The sequence below is a fragment of the Kitasatospora sp. NPDC059795 genome, assembly GCF_042732175.1.
Taxonomy (GTDB): domain Bacteria; phylum Actinomycetota; class Actinomycetes; order Streptomycetales; family Streptomycetaceae; genus Kitasatospora.
Window position 1 is genome coordinate 1 of record NZ_JBHWID010000041.1, and the last position, 14,905, is coordinate 14,905.

Annotated in this window: 15 protein-coding genes and 1 pseudogene; 8 read left to right on the forward strand and 8 right to left on the reverse strand. The window is 74.1% G+C overall.

Going from position 1 to position 14,905, the window contains the following annotated elements; genetic code table 11:
• Positions 1-32: 32 nt before the first annotated feature.
• From ACFV4P_RS35625 to ACFV4P_RS35635, 3 genes are all read right to left on the reverse strand, one after another.
• A complete protein-coding gene (locus ACFV4P_RS35625; protein ID WP_380477642.1) occupies positions 33-326 on the reverse strand; it encodes a WhiB family transcriptional regulator in 294 nt (97 codons plus the stop codon).
• A gap of 169 nt (positions 327-495) precedes the next feature.
• On the reverse strand, positions 496-681 hold the full coding sequence (locus tag ACFV4P_RS35630; protein ID WP_073819004.1) for a hypothetical protein: 186 nt from the start codon (positions 679-681) through the stop codon (positions 496-498).
• A 375-nt stretch (positions 682-1,056) separates the two neighbouring features.
• Positions 1,057-1,974 carry an oxygenase MpaB family protein gene (locus ACFV4P_RS35635; RefSeq protein ID WP_380477643.1) on the reverse strand — a complete coding sequence of 306 codons (918 nt, stop codon included), beginning with the start codon at positions 1,972-1,974 and terminating at the stop codon, positions 1,057-1,059.
• A 181-nt stretch (positions 1,975-2,155) separates the two neighbouring features.
• Between ACFV4P_RS35635 and ACFV4P_RS35640 the strand changes: the two genes are divergently transcribed.
• From ACFV4P_RS35640 to ACFV4P_RS35650, 3 genes are read left to right on the forward strand one after another with little or no spacing between them, the layout of a single operon-like run.
• Positions 2,156-3,472 carry a hypothetical protein gene (locus tag ACFV4P_RS35640; protein WP_380477644.1) on the forward strand — a complete coding sequence of 439 codons (1,317 nt, stop codon included), beginning with the start codon at positions 2,156-2,158 and terminating at the stop codon, positions 3,470-3,472.
• A gap of 59 nt (positions 3,473-3,531) precedes the next feature.
• Positions 3,532-4,749, forward strand: a complete 1,218-nt coding sequence (locus tag ACFV4P_RS35645; protein ID WP_380477645.1) for an AAA family ATPase — start codon at positions 3,532-3,534, stop codon at positions 4,747-4,749.
• The gene (locus ACFV4P_RS35650) at positions 4,746-6,095 is read left to right on the forward strand and encodes a VWA-like domain-containing protein (protein WP_380477646.1); all 1,350 of its coding nucleotides are present in this window, start codon (positions 4,746-4,748) and stop codon (positions 6,093-6,095) included. Before ACFV4P_RS35645 ends, ACFV4P_RS35650 begins: the two co-directional genes overlap by 4 nt.
• A gap of 13 nt (positions 6,096-6,108) precedes the next feature.
• Here the strand turns inward: ACFV4P_RS35650 and ACFV4P_RS35655 are convergent, their stop codons facing one another.
• From ACFV4P_RS35655 to ACFV4P_RS35670, 4 genes are all read right to left on the reverse strand, one after another.
• Positions 6,109-6,969, reverse strand: coding sequence for a biotin-dependent carboxyltransferase family protein (locus ACFV4P_RS35655; protein WP_380477647.1), 861 nt, complete (start codon positions 6,967-6,969; stop codon positions 6,109-6,111).
• The gene (locus tag ACFV4P_RS35660; protein ID WP_380477648.1) at positions 6,966-7,691 is read right to left on the reverse strand and encodes an allophanate hydrolase subunit 1; all 726 of its coding nucleotides are present in this window, start codon (positions 7,689-7,691) and stop codon (positions 6,966-6,968) included. The genes ACFV4P_RS35655 and ACFV4P_RS35660 overlap by 4 nt, the downstream gene beginning before the upstream one ends.
• A gap of 248 nt (positions 7,692-7,939) precedes the next feature.
• Positions 7,940-8,443, reverse strand: a complete 504-nt coding sequence (locus tag ACFV4P_RS35665) for a DUF6114 domain-containing protein (RefSeq protein WP_380477649.1) — start codon at positions 8,441-8,443, stop codon at positions 7,940-7,942.
• Entirely contained in the window at positions 8,433-9,062 is a 630-nt protein-coding gene (locus ACFV4P_RS35670) for a DUF6230 family protein (RefSeq protein WP_380477650.1), read from the reverse strand. The genes ACFV4P_RS35665 and ACFV4P_RS35670 overlap by 11 nt, the downstream gene beginning before the upstream one ends.
• A 554-nt stretch (positions 9,063-9,616) precedes the next feature.
• On the opposite strand from ACFV4P_RS35670, the gene ACFV4P_RS35675 reads away from it, so the two are divergent.
• Both ACFV4P_RS35675 and ACFV4P_RS35680 read left to right on the forward strand, forming a co-directional pair.
• Positions 9,617-10,591 (forward strand): hypothetical protein, encoded by a 975-nt coding sequence (locus ACFV4P_RS35675; RefSeq protein WP_073818991.1) that lies wholly within the window; start codon positions 9,617-9,619, stop codon positions 10,589-10,591.
• Between the two features lie 316 nt (positions 10,592-10,907).
• Positions 10,908-11,594 (forward strand): Tat pathway signal sequence domain protein, encoded by a 687-nt coding sequence (locus ACFV4P_RS35680; protein WP_380477651.1) that lies wholly within the window; start codon positions 10,908-10,910, stop codon positions 11,592-11,594.
• 66 nt (positions 11,595-11,660) lie between these two features.
• Here the strand turns inward: ACFV4P_RS35680 and ACFV4P_RS35685 are convergent, their stop codons facing one another.
• A complete protein-coding gene (locus ACFV4P_RS35685) occupies positions 11,661-12,269 on the reverse strand; it encodes a helix-turn-helix domain-containing protein (RefSeq protein WP_380477652.1) in 609 nt (202 codons plus the stop codon).
• 180 nt (positions 12,270-12,449) lie between these two features.
• Between ACFV4P_RS35685 and ACFV4P_RS35690 the strand changes: the two genes are divergently transcribed.
• The 3 genes and pseudogenes from ACFV4P_RS35690 to ACFV4P_RS35700 form a co-directional block, all read left to right on the forward strand.
• Entirely contained in the window at positions 12,450-14,132 is a 1,683-nt protein-coding gene (locus ACFV4P_RS35690) for an FAD-dependent oxidoreductase (RefSeq protein ID WP_380477653.1), read from the forward strand.
• 114 nt (positions 14,133-14,246) lie between these two features.
• Positions 14,247-14,684, forward strand: coding sequence for a hypothetical protein (locus ACFV4P_RS35695; protein ID WP_380477654.1), 438 nt, complete (start codon positions 14,247-14,249; stop codon positions 14,682-14,684).
• Between the two features lie 130 nt (positions 14,685-14,814).
• Positions 14,815-14,905: pseudogene (locus ACFV4P_RS35700) on the forward strand (electron transfer flavoprotein subunit beta); the annotation flags it as partial.

Genomic DNA, 14,905 nt, shown 5'->3' on the forward strand with positions numbered 1-14,905 from the left:
CGTCACGGGGGCCGCCTTCGTCGCTGCGCCGCTCACCTGCCGCGGTTACGCCGCCGGCGGCGCAGCATGTGCTGCCGCTCTTCCTCGGTGCGGCCGCCCCACACGCCGTAGCGTTCCTGGGTGGCGAGTGCGTGGCGCAGGCAGCGTTCGCGGACGGGGCAGCGGGCGCAGACCGCCTTGGCGGCCCGGTCGCGGTCGTCATGGGCCTGCCCGCGCTCGCCGGACGGGTGGAAGAACAGGCGGGAGTCGGCGGCCCGGCAGGCGCCCTGCAACTGCCAGTCCCACTCCTCCTCGACGGCTCCGGGCAGACGGGAGATCACGGTCATCGGCTGCTCCTTGTGGTCGGACAGGCGGATCAACGGACGAACGGGTGTGCCGTCCGTGTAACCGCGATCCGCCGCCCGAACCGCCTCCGCGCCTCCGCCGTGCCGTCTAATGCCTCCGCCGCGCCGCCTCCGTCCGGGCCGAACCGCCTCCGTGCCTCCGCCGTGTCGGCTACTCGCCGTCCTCGGGCTCCGGCGGCGAGGAGACGGGGACGGCGAACTCGGGGCCGTCCGCCGCGGTCTTCTCGCTCTCGTCCGGCGGCGGCGAGCCCTCCGCCGTCATCCGGGCCTCCGGGGTCTCGGTGGGCGGCCACTCGTCGGCCGGTGCGTCGTGGGTTCCGTGCGTGTGGTGCGACATCTCGCCTCCCGCAGCTTGGCGTGCCCCCTCCCTCCATGGTGCGTCTCTGGCGTCGGCTGGCACCATCGCGGCGACGGGCGCACCGTGGACGGGGGGCCGTTGTCCACTGTCGCGAGAGGAGAGTGTGGCCATGTCGTCGAAGCGACGCCGCAAGAAGAAGGCCCGCGCCAGGCACAAGGCGAACCACGGCCGTCGGCCCCAGTACTGAGGGCCCGGCCCGTCACTCGCAGTGCCGAGCACCGCACACGGACGATCCCGAAGCGGCCGCAACGCCCGGACCCCAGCCCCGGGCGGCGGCCGCTTCCCGCTGCTCCCACTCCCGCTACCGCGTCTCCGCCACCGCCACCGCCACCGCGTCCGCCACCGTTCCCCTGGTCAGCCGCCCGTCCGGACGCTGGCGCGGGCCCGGGCGTGGGCCGCCGCGCGGATCGGCGACAGGCCGCACGCCCACACCATCACCGCGCCGAGCAGCCGCGCCACCGGCCGGTCCCAGAGGCGTCGCACCGCCCACCCGCGCCGGATGCCGAGTTCCGTGCGCGCCCAGTCGGGCAGGATGCCGATCGCCGCGTTCGTCAGCACCCGCACCGCGAGCCGCTCGCGCCCGCTGCGCCCGAAGCCGCGCAGCAGGGCGACCACCTCCAACGACTCGGGCCCGGCGTGCAGTTGGCCCCGTACCCGGGTCAGGTAGTCGGCCACCGCGGCGCGCGAGTCGGGCACGCCGTCCGCGCCGAGCAGTTCGCCGATCAGCGCCACCTCCGCCAGGTACGCGTCGCACCCGGCTCCGCTCAACTTCCGCTTCCCGGCGAACACTTGGTGCCCCTGTAGGAAGCAGGACACCTCCGCGGTGTGCACCCAGCAGAGCAGTTCGGGGTCGTCGGCCCGGTACGGTCGGCCGGTCGCGTCGAAGCCGCGCACGTAGCGGTGGATGTTCCGCACGCCGGCGATCGCGGCCTCTGCGGCGGCGGAGGAGCCGAGCGTGGTGGTGGACACGAAGCGCGCGGTGCGGTGCAGCCGCCCGGTGGGGTCGGTGCGGTAGTCGGAGTGTTCGGCGACGGCGCGCATCGCCACCGGGTGCAGTGACTGGAGCATCAGCGCGGCGAACCCGCCGACCAGCATCCCGGCGGGGTGCTCGTGCACCCGCCACACCACACTGGCCGCGCCGAACAGGCCCGGGTCGCCGGGCGGCCGGTCGTAGCGCTCCAGGTGCAGTTCCGCGCCGTGCACCGTGGAGTTGATCTCCCGCAGCAGCCTCCGCCGCAGCGCTTGAACCGGCCGCCGCCACCCGCCTGTCACGCCGTGCTCCTCCCGCCCCGATCCCCCGCCTCTGCTCTCCCGTCCAGCCTACGCCGCACGGCCCCGCCACCGAACGGGGCTGACAGCACGTCGGGGACCCGCTACGATCACCGGCGATGACTACTCACGGATTGGAGGTCCCGTCCTTCCGAAGTGCGTGCTGATGCATACCACTTCGCCGATGGACGAGGACACTCGTACCTGTTTCTGGCCCCGCGTACGGCAGTTCGCCGTCCCCCCGGCCATGATCGAGACCGCCACCGCCCGCCGCGAGCTGGGCGACTGGGGCGGTGCCTGCGCTGCTGCCCGGTTCGACGTGGAGCTGGACGTTCGGGCGGTCGCCCGCGCGTTCGGTTCCGACCTCGCCGGTCAACTCCGCGCCGACCTGCGCCACTTGGCACCCGACCTGCTGCGCTGGCACCTGCCGCGCACGGCCCCGGACGGCCTGCTGCGGCCGGGGCTGAGCGCCACCCTGGCGCGCTACCCGCGGGACGGGCCCGCCGCGTTCCACCTGGTGGTCCGCACCGCTCCCCGCTGGGCGGCCTCGGACCAGCGGGTGAGCCTGGCCCTGTGGCACACCGCCGACCCCGGAGCAGGCCCCCGCCCGCAGCCGCGTTTCCGCCTCGACCTGCACCGACACCTGTGGGACGCCCGCCGCGCCCCTGAACTCGCGGACCGCGCCGCCAACTTGACGGATCATCAATCATCCGACATCGGTTGGGCGTTCGAGGCTGGTCTGCTGCGCGCGGCGGACGGGCTGCCGCCGGACACGCCGGTCACGGTACGGCTGGGCGCGCGCCGGTTCCTGCTGCTCGACCCCGCCACCGGCTTGGTCGGACAGCAGGAGCTGCGCGACCCGGGCGGCCTGCCCGTACTCCCGGACGCCGCCACCTGGGCGCCGCCCGACCTGCGGCTGCTGCGCACGGGGGCGGTGGACGCCGAGCGGCTGCACCCACTGGTGGCGGCGGCCCTCGCGCCGGACCACCGTCCGGTGCGCGCGGCGCCGCCGACGGCGGTCGATCCGCTGCTGGTGGACTGCCGGGGCGAGCGGCACCGGGTGGCGCTGGTCGCGGGCCGGCTCACGCCGCTCGACCACCCGCCCGAGCAACTGCGGCGGGAGGAACTGCTGTTGGCGTTCGGCGGCCCACCGCTGCCCTGCCTGCAGACCATCGACCGTGCGCACCGGCAGCCCGACAACCTGGACGCCATCGTGCAGCGCCTGCTGCACGGCGACCGGTCCGGCGCGCTCACCGCCGTCCGCCAACTCCTCGGCGACGACACCCCGTTGCCCGACGGCCCGCTCGCCGAACGACTGGCCGAGGACGAGGAGCAGCGCGTCGTCGCCGTACTGCACCGGTCCGGGCTCGCCCCGAGCCGGCTGCGCCACGCCCACAAACACCCCTGCACGCCGGTGCCGTTGGACGGCGGCCACCCGCACCGTCCCCGCTCGCCGCGCCGGCTCGTCTGCTCGCGCTGCGCCCGAATGCACCGCTCCTGACCTTCGCCCGACGCCCGCCGCGCCGGGATCCCGACTCTCCCCTCCCCAGGTGATCACCCATGTCTTCCACCGCTCAACTCGCCGTCGCCGACCACCTGTTGGCCCTTCTCGCCGAGTCCGCCACCGAACCCCGCCAGGACCTCCAGATCGAGGCCCTGACCCTCGCCGTCGCCGCCGATCTTCCTGTTCTGCTGTGGGGGGAGCCCGGCATCGGCAAGACCTCCGCGCTCAACCAGCTCGCCGCCGAACTCGATCTGCCGCTCACCACCGTGATCGCCAGCGTGCACGAGCCGTCCGACTTCTCCGGCCTGCCGGTGATCGGCGCGGATCCGACCACCGACGGCGTCCCGCTCGCGCCGCCGGACTGGGCAGTGCGCCTGGTCCGGCAGGGCCGCGGGCTGCTGTTCCTCGACGAGTTGTCCACCGCCCCGCCCGCTGTGCAGGCGGCGCTGCTGCGCCTGGTGCTGGAGCGCCGCATCGGGGCGCTCCAACTCCCGCCGGGCGTCCGGATCGTGGCGGCGGCCAACCCGCGCGGCTCGGCGGCCGACGGCTGGGAGTTGAGCGCGCCACTCGCCAACCGCTTCGTCCACCTGGACTGGGTGCACGACCCGGAGGTCGTGGTGCGCGGCCTCGGCGGGGTGTGGCCGCGTGCCGAACTGCCCCGGCTGGATGCCGAACGCCTGCCCGCCGCCGTCAAGTTCGCCCGCCGCGCGGTGTGCGACCTGCTGACGGTGCGACCCGAGCTGACCCACCGGTTGCCCACCGCCGAGACCCGGCGCGGCAAGGCCTGGCCGTCGCCGCGCAGTTGGGAGATGACGGTGCGGCTGCTGGCGTTCGGCTCGGCCGCCGGCTCCTCCCGCGAGGTGCTGTCGATGCTGGTGCGCGGCACGGTCGGCGACGGGCCGGGTCTCGAACTGATGGCCACCGTCGACCGGATGGACCTGCCCGCCCCCGAGGACCTGCTCGCCGACCCGGACGGCGCCGCCCTGCCCGAACGCGGCGACCTCCGGCAGACCGCGCTGGACGCGGTGGTCGCCGCCGTCCGCTCCCGCCCGACCCGGCAACGCTGGGACGCCGCCTGGGCGTTGATGGCCCGGGCGCTGCGGACCGGCAGCCCGGACGTCCTGCTGGTGCCCGTCACCACGCTCGTCTCACTGCGTCAACACGACTGGGAGGTACCGGAGTTGATCGAGCGTTTCGCCGGCGCGCTGGAGCTTTCCCGGCGTGCCGACCGCGCCGCCGCCCGGGTCCCCGCCGCTGCCGCGGGACGCCGATGAACACCCCGCCGAGCACACCCCGCCCGACGCCACGCCCGACGCCACGCCCGGCACCTCGCCCGCGGCCCGCTCCGCCCCTCCGGGGGCCCGCCCCCGCCCGACCGGGCCCGTCCCACCCGGCGGCCGGTCCGCCGCTGGACCTGGAGAAGCTGTACGCGGCCCGCCTGTTGGCGGTGCGCGCCCGGCCGTTCCTGGCCACCGCGCTGTTCGCGATGCACGTCGTCGAGTCGCAGCGGGTGCCGACCATGGCCGTGGACCGGTACTGGCGCTGCTACGTCTCGCCCGCGTTCGTGGCCGCCCGCCCGGAGGAGGAACTCGCCTCGATCTGGGTGCACGAGGTCTCCCACCTGCTGCGCGACCACGCCCGGCGCGGCGACCGGGCGATGCGCAAGCACAACCTCGACGGGCCGCAGGACCGGCTGCGGATCAACCTCGCGGCGGACTGCGAGATCAACGACGACGTGTACGGCGACGGCCTGGTCAAGCCGGTGGACGCGGTCTACCCGGAGAGTCTCGGCCTGCCTCCGGACCTGCTGATGGAGGACTACCTGCCGCAGTTCACGCTCGGCGTGCACAGCGACGCGGTCGGCTGGCTGGAGTGCGGCAGCGGCGCGGACGGCCTGGACCGCGAGTGGGAGCTCGGCCCGGCGGACGCGCGGACGCTCCGGGAGCACGAGCGCGACCTGGTCCGGTTCCGGGTCGCCGAGAGCATCCTCGGCCGGCCGGGCAGCACCCCCGAGGGGTGGCGGCGCTGGGCCCGCGAGGCGTTCCATCCGCCGCAGCCCTGGCGGGAGTTGCTCGGCGCGGCGGTCCGCTCCGCGGTGGCCGGCGCGGGCGCGGGCTCCGACTACACCTACGGCCGCCCCGCGCGCCGCGCCACCGCACTGCCGGGCATCGTGCTGCCCGCACTGCGCCGCCAACTCCCGCGCGTGGCCGTGGTGGTGGACACCTCCGGCTCGGTCAGCGACCGGGAGCTGGGCACCGCGCTGCTGGAGATCGCCGCGATCGCCCGCACCCTCGACGGACGGCGCGAGCTGCTGTCGGTGGTCTCCTGCGACGCCGCCGCCCAGCAGATCCAACGCATCGGCGGTGTCGGCGAGTTGGCGCTGGTCGGCGGTGGCGGAACCGACCTCCGGGAGGGCTTCGCGGCGGCGATGCGGCTGTGCCCGTCCCCGGACGTGGTGGTCGCGCTGACGGACGGCCAGACCGCGTGGCCCTCCCGCCGGCCGCCGTGCCGGACGGTGGTCGGCCTGTTCCGCCGGACCACCGGCGTCGACGAGGACGATCCGCACTACTACCGGCCGGACCCGCCGCCGGACTGGGCGCGGGTGGTCCAACTAGGTTGAGGCCGCCGGGAATTCACGCGAGGCGGAAGTGCAGCGTGTCTCCGGGCCGGGCCTGGGCGGCGGCCCCGAGGTCGGCGCGGCGGACCACCGCGATGACGGGGTACCCGCCGGTGACGGGGTGGTCGGCCAGGAACAGGATCGGCCGCCCGGACGGCGGTACCTGCAGCGCCCCGCCGACCATGCCCTCGGAGGGCAGTTCGCCGCCGCGGGCCCGCTCCAGCGCGGGCCCGTCCAGGCGCATGCCCACGCGGTCGCTGTCGGGGGTGACGCTGTACGGCTCGGTGAGCAGGGTGCGCAGCGCGTCGGCGGTGAACCAGTCGTCGCGCGGGCCGGGCAGGACGTGCAGCACGGTGCGGTCGGCGGAGGCGGGCCGCGGGGCGTGGTCGGCGGTGGGCCAGCCGGTGGCGGCGTCGCCGACCGGCAGCAGCTGGCCGACCGTCAGCCGGTCGGGGCCGATCCCGGCGAGGGTGTCGGTGGCGCGGGAGCCGAGCACGGCGGGCACGTCGAGGCCGCCGCGGACGGCGAGGTAGACCCGCAGGCCCCGGGCGGGGGTGCCGAGGCGCAGCCGGGCGCCGGCGGGGACGCGCAGCGGGGTGCGGCCGGCGGCGGGGCGGTCGTCGATCCAGGCCGGGCAGTCGGCGCCGGCGAGGGCGCAGGTGGTGGTGTGCGGGAAGGCCAGTTCGATGCCGCCCATGGGGGCTTCGAGGCCGGCGGCGTCCTCGGGGTTGCCGACCAGGCGGTTGGCGAGGCGCAGCGCGTCGCGGTCGGCGGCCCCGGCGCGGCCGACGCCGAGCGCGGCCAGTCCGGGGCGTCCGAGGTCCTGCACGGTGGCGCCGAACCCGGCGCGTACGACCAGCAGTTCGCCCCGGGTCATGACGCGCCGCCGTCGGTGTCCGGCGCTCCGCCCGGCGCTCCGTCCGGTGCTTCCGCCGACGCTCTGTCCGGTGCTCTGTCCGGTGCTCCGTCCGGTGCTTCGACGAAGCGGACGGCGGTGCCGGGGCCGAGCCGGCTGGGCGGGTCGGCGGCGGGGTCCCACAGGGTGAGGGTGGTGGTGCCGAGCAGGTGCCAGCCGCCGGGTGAGGGGCTGGGGTAGACGCCGGTGTACTCGTCGGCGACGGCGACGGCCCCGGCCGGTACCCGGGTGCGGGGTTCGGTGCGGCGGGGCAGGCGCAGGCGCGGGTCGAGTCCGGTGAGGTAGGCGAAGCCGGGAGCGAAGCCGCAGAACGCGACGCGGTACTGGGCGGCGGTGTGGCGTTCGACCACCTGGCGTTCGGTCAGTCCGGTGCGGGCGGCGACCTCGGCGAGGTCGGGTCCGTCGTAGCGCACGGGAATCCGCACGGCCGCGCCTGCTCCGGCCGCGCCAGCTCCGGCGGAGGCCGCGACAGCGGTCCGGGGCAGGGTGCGGAGGGCGGTGCGCAGGCGCTGCGGGTCGGTGGCCCGGGGGTCGTAGCGGATCAGCACGGTGCGGGCGGCGGGAACGAGTTCGGTGATGCCGACGGGTGGTGCGCTGCGCAGTGCACCGTGCAGGTGCTGGACCTCTTCGGCGGTGTCGACCTCGACCAGGACGGCGTCGCTCCCGCAGGGCAGTACTCGCACCGGACCGTCCTGTTCCGTTCGCGCGGCCGCCGCCGGGCCGTCCTCGGCCCAAGCTACCAAGCGGACGGCGACCGCGGTGCGTACGCCGTACACCGGGGTGCCGTCCGCGCCACGGCCCCCGGGCAGCCTGGCCATCGACCCCCGGACAACCCGAACACCGCCCGCGACCCCCGACCGCTCGGTGTGCGGGGGCCGCGGACGGTGTGCACGGCGCAGGCCACGCTCCTGCGCCGTGGGCCGCCCCGGTCTCAGGCCGGGGTCGCTTCGCGTTCGGCGAGACGGCGCGCCTTGCGCTTGGTCAGGGGCTGGTCGGGGAGCCAGCCGAAGGCCAGGGTGCTGCCGACCAGGCCGAGCAGCAGGCCGATGAAGAACCCGCCGATGTTGGAGGTGATCCAGCTGCCGAGGGTGGCGAGGACGGCAACCAGGGAGTAGAAGACCCGCTGAACGGGGTGGAAGATGAGCAGGAGTCCGCAGAGCACCATCAGCATCGGGACGATGTAGCCGCCCAGACCGAGGAGGCCGATGCGAATGACCATGTGCATCGGGGCTTTCTCGGTGAACAGGATTTCGGCGCCGGCGAGGGTGACCAGCAGGCCGCCCCAGAAGGGCCGGCGGTCGCGCCAGCCGGCGAATCCGGTGCGGGTGACGGGGGCCGGAGGGGCGTCCGCGACGGGGTGCTCGGTACCGGCAGGCCGGGCGGCCGCGGTGTGCTCGGCCGCCCGGTCCGGTGCCGAGTCGAACTCAGCAGCCATCGGTGCTGAAGCTGAGGTGCATGTTGGGCAGCTTGAAGAGCCCGGCGGTGGTGGCGTAGTTCCGCTGGCGGAAGTTGTCGACGGTCACCTCGTCGCCCTGCTGGCCGAACATTCCGGGCGGGCCCTGGACCGGGCCCTTGTCGAAGGTGCTGGCGTCGCGGCCGACCTCCAGGCCCGTGAACACGGCCTCGCCGCTCATCAGGTCGGAGTCGGTGGTGAGGTTCTCGGCGTGGACGGGGCTGCCCTTGTCGCCGGCCGTGATCAGCAGGTTGATGCCGCCCAGGTTGACGCTCTGGCAGAGCTTGGTCAGGTCGGCCGACTTCACGGCGGTCTGGATCAGGAACAGCTGGCCGCCGGTGTCGCCGGCGTTCGGGCTGTTCTCGATCATGTTGTCCAGGACGCCGAACTGCTCGACCCCAGTGCCGTGCATGCGGTCGGCGGTGACCTCGAAGGCCATGCCGGAGATCGCGAACTGGTTGGCGAGGACGTTCTGCGCGGTCAGGGTCACCAGGACGCCGGCGGTCACGCAGGCGGGTATCGCCATCAGTGCGGCGCGGCGCAGCCGGACCCGGCCGCGCCCGGCAGGGGTGGCGGCGGATAGTTCTGCGGGGTGGGGCATGTGCAGCTCCAGAGGGTTCGAGTGGGGGATGCGCAACTCGCCGGTGCACTGGTCCTGGCGTGGACGAATGCGTCAACGATCGTTCTCAGTACCGAAGTTGACGATCTTTCTCACACCTTCGAGCTGTCTGGAAGTTACCCCGGGGTACATGGCGGGTCAATACTTCGCGCACCGTCCCCACACATCTGAAAACCAGTCAACTACTGTGACTGGATTGGCTATTGGTACGTGGCGGCACTCGAACTCCACTCACCGGCCTGCCAACTTCCGCACATCTTCTTGACGTTGCCGTCCGGCCCCCATAGAAACTTGGCGATGTACCCGGCGGTAACCCCCGCGCCGTCACGGCGCAGCCCCGGGTTCCTTTTCCGCTCTTTCTGTCGGCGCCCCCGCGACCTCGGGCGGCCCGGTGGCAATCGTGCGCCTTCGGGCCGGCCGCTCGTGGCGTCGAGCGAACCGCCCGCTCGCCGAACTCCCGCACCCCGCACCGCCGTCGGCGCGTCCAGCACGGACTCGCCACCCCCGTCCCCCCTGCCGTGAGGAGTCCCCCCACCATGCGCCGTACCCAGCCGGACCACTCCGCCAGCAGCTCCGAGAGCCCGGCCGCCCGCCGCGGCTCCCGGCGACTGCTCGGCCGCCTCGCCGTTCCGGCCGCGCTGGCCAGTGCCGCGCTGCTGGCCGGCACCGTTCCGGCCTCCGCCGCGACGCCGGGCGCGCCCTACACCGGCATGGGCAACTGCCCGCTCAGCGCGCCCGCCATGACGAATTCGGCGAACCTCCAGGTCGGCTGTCTGGTGTCGATCACCAACGGCGGGAAGTTCACCCTGGGCAGCACGGTGGTGCCCTTCAACTCGCCGATCAAGCTCCAGTTCGGCTTCTACTGGGACAAGTCCGCGCCCTCGGTGACCTTCCCGGACGGCACCACCGCCAACCAGTACAACGTGGTGCCGCCGACCAACGCGCCGCTGATGAGCGCGCCGATGGTGGAGATCACCATCCCGGGCATCCAGAACTTCCTGCCGGGCATCACCAGCGTCTTCGCGCAGGTCGAACAGGCGGGCCCGGTCGCCAAGTTCACCCCGATGGCGACCGGCGAGCCGTACCCGGTCTTCCAACTGCCGATCAAGCTGCACCTGTTCAACGCGCTGTTCGGCCCGGACTGCTACGTCGGCTCGAACTCCGCGCCGCTGGTGCTCAAGCCCACCACCGGCACCACCGCCCCGCCCGCGCCGACCGCCCCGATGACCGGCGACCCGGGCGCCATCGACTTCACGATGGACCCCAACGGCCACAACTCGCTGGTGATTTCGGAGAACAACGCGAACCTGGTCGACAACACCTTCGCGGTGCCCGGCGCCAACGGCTGCGGCCTGCTCGGCTCGCTCAACCAGATCATCAACTGGACGATGAACCTGCCCGCCACGCCCGGCAAGAACTCGGTGAGCTTCGCGCAGACCAACGCCAGCTTCGTGCTGGACGAGAGCATCTCCGACCTGACGGCCGCGATGGCCGCCAGCGCCGCGCACTGACCCGGCCTGCACCGACCCGGCCTGCACCGACCCGGTCCGCGCCGACCGTGCCCGCACGGACTCGGCCCGCACTGGCCGTGCCCACGCCGAGTCGGCCCGTGTCGGCCGGCCCACACGGACCGTACCCGCACCGAATCGGCCCGCACGGACTCGGCCCGCACGGACTCGGCCCGCGCCGAGTCGGCCGTTCCCCCACCGACCCGTGCCCGCCCCGCCGCGGGCGGGCACGCGCTCCGCACCGCCGGAGCCGCGCCCCGGCCACCGCGCCGGGGCCGACCCCACCCACCGGATGCCCCACCCCCCGGAAGGAACCCTCATGCGCAACCGCCTCTTCGCCGGCGCCGCCGCCCTGGCCGCCACCGCCGCCCTGGTCGCCCTCCAGACCGGCACCGCCAACGCCACCGTCGCCGGGCCCGTCCTCTACACCAACATCGGTGTCGCCGTGAACGTCGGCGACGCGCTCTCCGCGGACCTGGTCACCGGCACCCTGGCCACCATGTACAACCCGGGCACCACCACCGGCGTCAAGTGCACCGTCTCCCACATCAGCGGCAGCGTCGGCGTCAACCCGACCGTCACCCCCACCACCACCGCCACCGCCTCCGGCCCGGTCACCGGCCTGACCTTCAGCGGCTGCACCTCCAACGTGGTCGGCGTCACCGGCGTGAACAGCCTGACGATGGACACCCTGCCCTACACCCTGAGCATCTCCGACGCGCCCGGCTACCCGGTCTCGCTCTCCCCGATCGCCTCGGGCACCCAGATCCAGGCCACCGCCGTCCTCAAGACCCTGGCCGGCACCGCCACTTGCGTCTTCCGCGCCACCTCGGCCAGCTTGCAGGGCAACGCCACCAACGTCCCGCCGCAGATCAACCTGGTCAACCAGTCCCTGACCAAGTTCTCCGGCCCGAGCATCTGCTTCCCGAGCATCAACTTCTCGGCGTCCTACGGCCCGGTCATCGACTCCGCCCCCGGCAACGGCGGCACCGTCCTGGTCAACTGACGCTCCGCCTCCGGCACTTCGGCGCCGCGCCCTCCCCGGGGCGCGGCGCTCCACTCTGACGGACCGTCAATCCTCCTGTTCCGCACGGCGGTTGGCGGTCCGCGCCCGCACATGCACCCGCTCGCCCTGCGGGCCGAACAGGCTCAGGAACTCCACCGGCGTCGAGCCGGCGTTGGTGAACACGTGCGGCGTCCGGGTGTCGAACTCGGCCGCCTCGCCCGCCTTCAGCACCACGTCGTGCTCGCCGAGCCGCAGTCGCAGCTGCCCCGACAGCACGTACAGCCACTCGTGCCCCTCGTGGGTGCGCTGCTCGGCGTCCTCCCGCGCCCCCGGCGGGACGATCATCTTGTACGCCTGCATCCCGCCGAGGTTGCGGGCCAGCGGCAGGTACGTCCAGCCGTGCCGGACGAACGGGCGCAGCCGCACCCGGGGATCGCCCGTCGCCGGGGCGTCCACCAGCTCGTCCAGCGCCACCCCGTGCGCCCGGGCCAGCGGCAGCAGCAGCTCCAGGGTGGGCCGGCGGCCGCCCGACTCCAGGCGCGAGAGCGTGCTCACCGAAATGCCGGTCTCCTCGCTGAGCTGCGCGAGCGTGGTGCCGCGCTGCTGGCGGATCGCCCGCAGCCGCGGTCCGACCGCGGTCAGCACCACCTCGAAGTCCTCGTCCTCCGCGCCCACCGTGCCACTCCTCCCGCTCGACTTCCGACGACTTCCCTCGCCGACCCTCGCCGGCCCTCGCCGCCCCTCAACAACCCTCGACGGCCGTCGACAGCCCTGCGTGCCCGTTCGGGCCCTTTCCATTTGCCACCTCAGCAACATTGTTTGTCAATCTGGCGAGGGGCGACGCACCATCGAGCCATGACCGCCACACACCGTGATTCGCACCCGAACCCCGCCCGGCACCAGGACGTCCTGGTCGTCGGCGGCGGCGCCGCCGGACTGAGCGGCGCCCTGGTCCTGGCCCGGGCCCGCCGCTCGGTCCTGGTCGTCGACGCCGGCCGGCCGCGCAACGCGCCCGCCGAGGGCATCCACGGCCTGCTCGGCCTCGAAGGCCTGCCGCCCGCCGGGCTCGTCACCCAGGGCCGGACCGAAGTCGCCTCGTACGGCGGCGAGTTCCACGACGCCGAGGTGCGTGGCATCACTCGCGAACCGGACGGCGCGTTCCGTGCCGAGCTGTCCGACGGCAGCGTCGTGCACGCCCGCCGGGTGCTGCTGGCCACCGGCACCGTCGACGTGCTGCCCGAGCTCCCCGGCCTCGCCGAACGCTGGGGCCACCAGGTGCTGCACTGCCCGTACTGCCACGGTTGGGAGGTCCGCGACCGCCGGATCGCGGTGCTCGCCACCGACCCCGCTATCGCTGTCCACCAGGCGCTGCTGTGGCGCCAGTGGACCTCCGACGTCACCCTGCTCGCCCACACCGCCGGCCCGTTCGACGAGCAGCAGCGCCGCGAACTCGCCGCCCGCGGCATCGCCGTCCGCACCGGCGAGGTCGCGGCGGTGGTCGGGAAGGACGGCGGCGACCTCACCGGAGTCCGGCTCGCCGACGACACCGTGGTCGACTGCGACGCGCTCTCCGTGGCCGGCGCGCCGACCGTGCGGGCCCCGTTCCTGGACGGCCTCGGGCTGGCCGTCACCGACCTGGTCCGCGGCGGCGTGCGGGTGGGCGAGCACCTCGCCACCACCGGCCCGGCTGGCGCCACCGAGGCCCCGGGCGTGTGGGCGGTCGGCAACCTCACCGACCCGATGGCGCAGGTCGCCGTCGCCGCCGCCGACGGGCTGCGGGCCGCCATCGCGATCAACGCCGACCTGATCGCCGAGGAGACCCGACTCGCCGTCGAGGCCGTCGAGTTCTGGGAGAACCGGTACGGCCGGAGCGAGCAGATCTGGAGCGGCCGGCCCAACGCCTCGCTGACCCGCGAGGTCGCCGACCTCGCCCCCGGCCACGCCCTCGACCTCGGCTGCGGCGAGGGCGGCGACGCCATCTGGCTGGCCCAGCAGGGCTGGCAGGTCACCGCCGTCGACATCTCGCAGGTCGCCCTCGACCGCGCCGCCGCCCGCGCCGCGGTGGAAGGCGTCGCCGACCGGATCAGCTGGCAGCGCACCGACCTGGCCCACGCGTTCCCGACCGGCTCCTACGACCTGGTCTCCGCCCAGTTCCTGCACTCCCCCGCCGAGTTCCCGCGCGAACGGGTGCTCCGCAGCGCCGCCGCCGCGGTCGCCCCCGGCGGCACCCTGCTGATCGTCAGCCACGCCGTCGCCCCCGCCCGCCCCAAGGACCGCCCCGAGCAGGACCACCAGCACGACCACGACCACGACCACCAGCACGGACACGGACACGGGGAGAACCACGAGCACCACCACCCCGAGATGAAGTTCCCCACCCCCGCCGAGGTGCTCGACTCCCTGCACCTGACCCCGGGCGCCTGGACGATCGAGCGCGCCGAGGAGCACCCGCGCCACGACCACCCCGGCCACCCCGTCACCGACCCCGACGCCCGCCCGCACCGCGACTCCACGGTCCGCCTGCTCCGCAAGCCCTGACCCGCCGGCCCCCGAGGCCCCCATTCCTGTTCGGCCGCCCGCGCGCGCACGCGTACGCGGGCGGCCGCAATTTGTCCACCGGCCTGACGAACCGCCCAGCCCTATGATCACGGCGTGCTCGCAATCCGCAAGGCCCTGGCCAATCACGAGGACGCCGTGCTGCGCCGGCTGCCGATCGTGTTCCGGGTCGCCGCCGTGCTACTGCTGCCGTGGATCGTCGACCTGGCACTGAACGTCCGAGGCCACTTCGGCGCCCGCAACCTCTCCAACTCCTGGGTCTGGCTCGACCTGATCGAGTTCGCTGCGCTGCTCGCCCTGGCTTCACTGGTCCGCCGCCGCCACCGCGCCACCAGCCCGATCGCCTCCGCGACCGCCGTCCTGCTGGCCATGGACGCCTTCTTCGACCTCTGGTCCGCCCACCGGGGAAGCGCTTTCCGCACCGCCGAGATATTCGCCTACGTCGCCGAGCTCCCCAGCGCCGCCCTGCTCGCCGCCCTCTCCTGGTACTCCCTGCATTGGGCCTCCGCCCTCCACCCCACCCCGGCCGCCTGACACTCAGTTCCCTCTGACGGGACACTGAGTCCCCTCTCACTTCACCGAAGAGTGGATCTGTGGCACGGAGTGTGGTCTAGTGGGGGTACTGAGTTCCCTCCGGCGTGAGGCGTGAAAGGACTAGGTGGCCGTGAGCTTGAGGATCGTTGTCTGTGTGAAGTACGTGCCCGACGCGACCGGTGACCGTCGCTTCGCGGACGATGCGACCACCGATCGGGAGG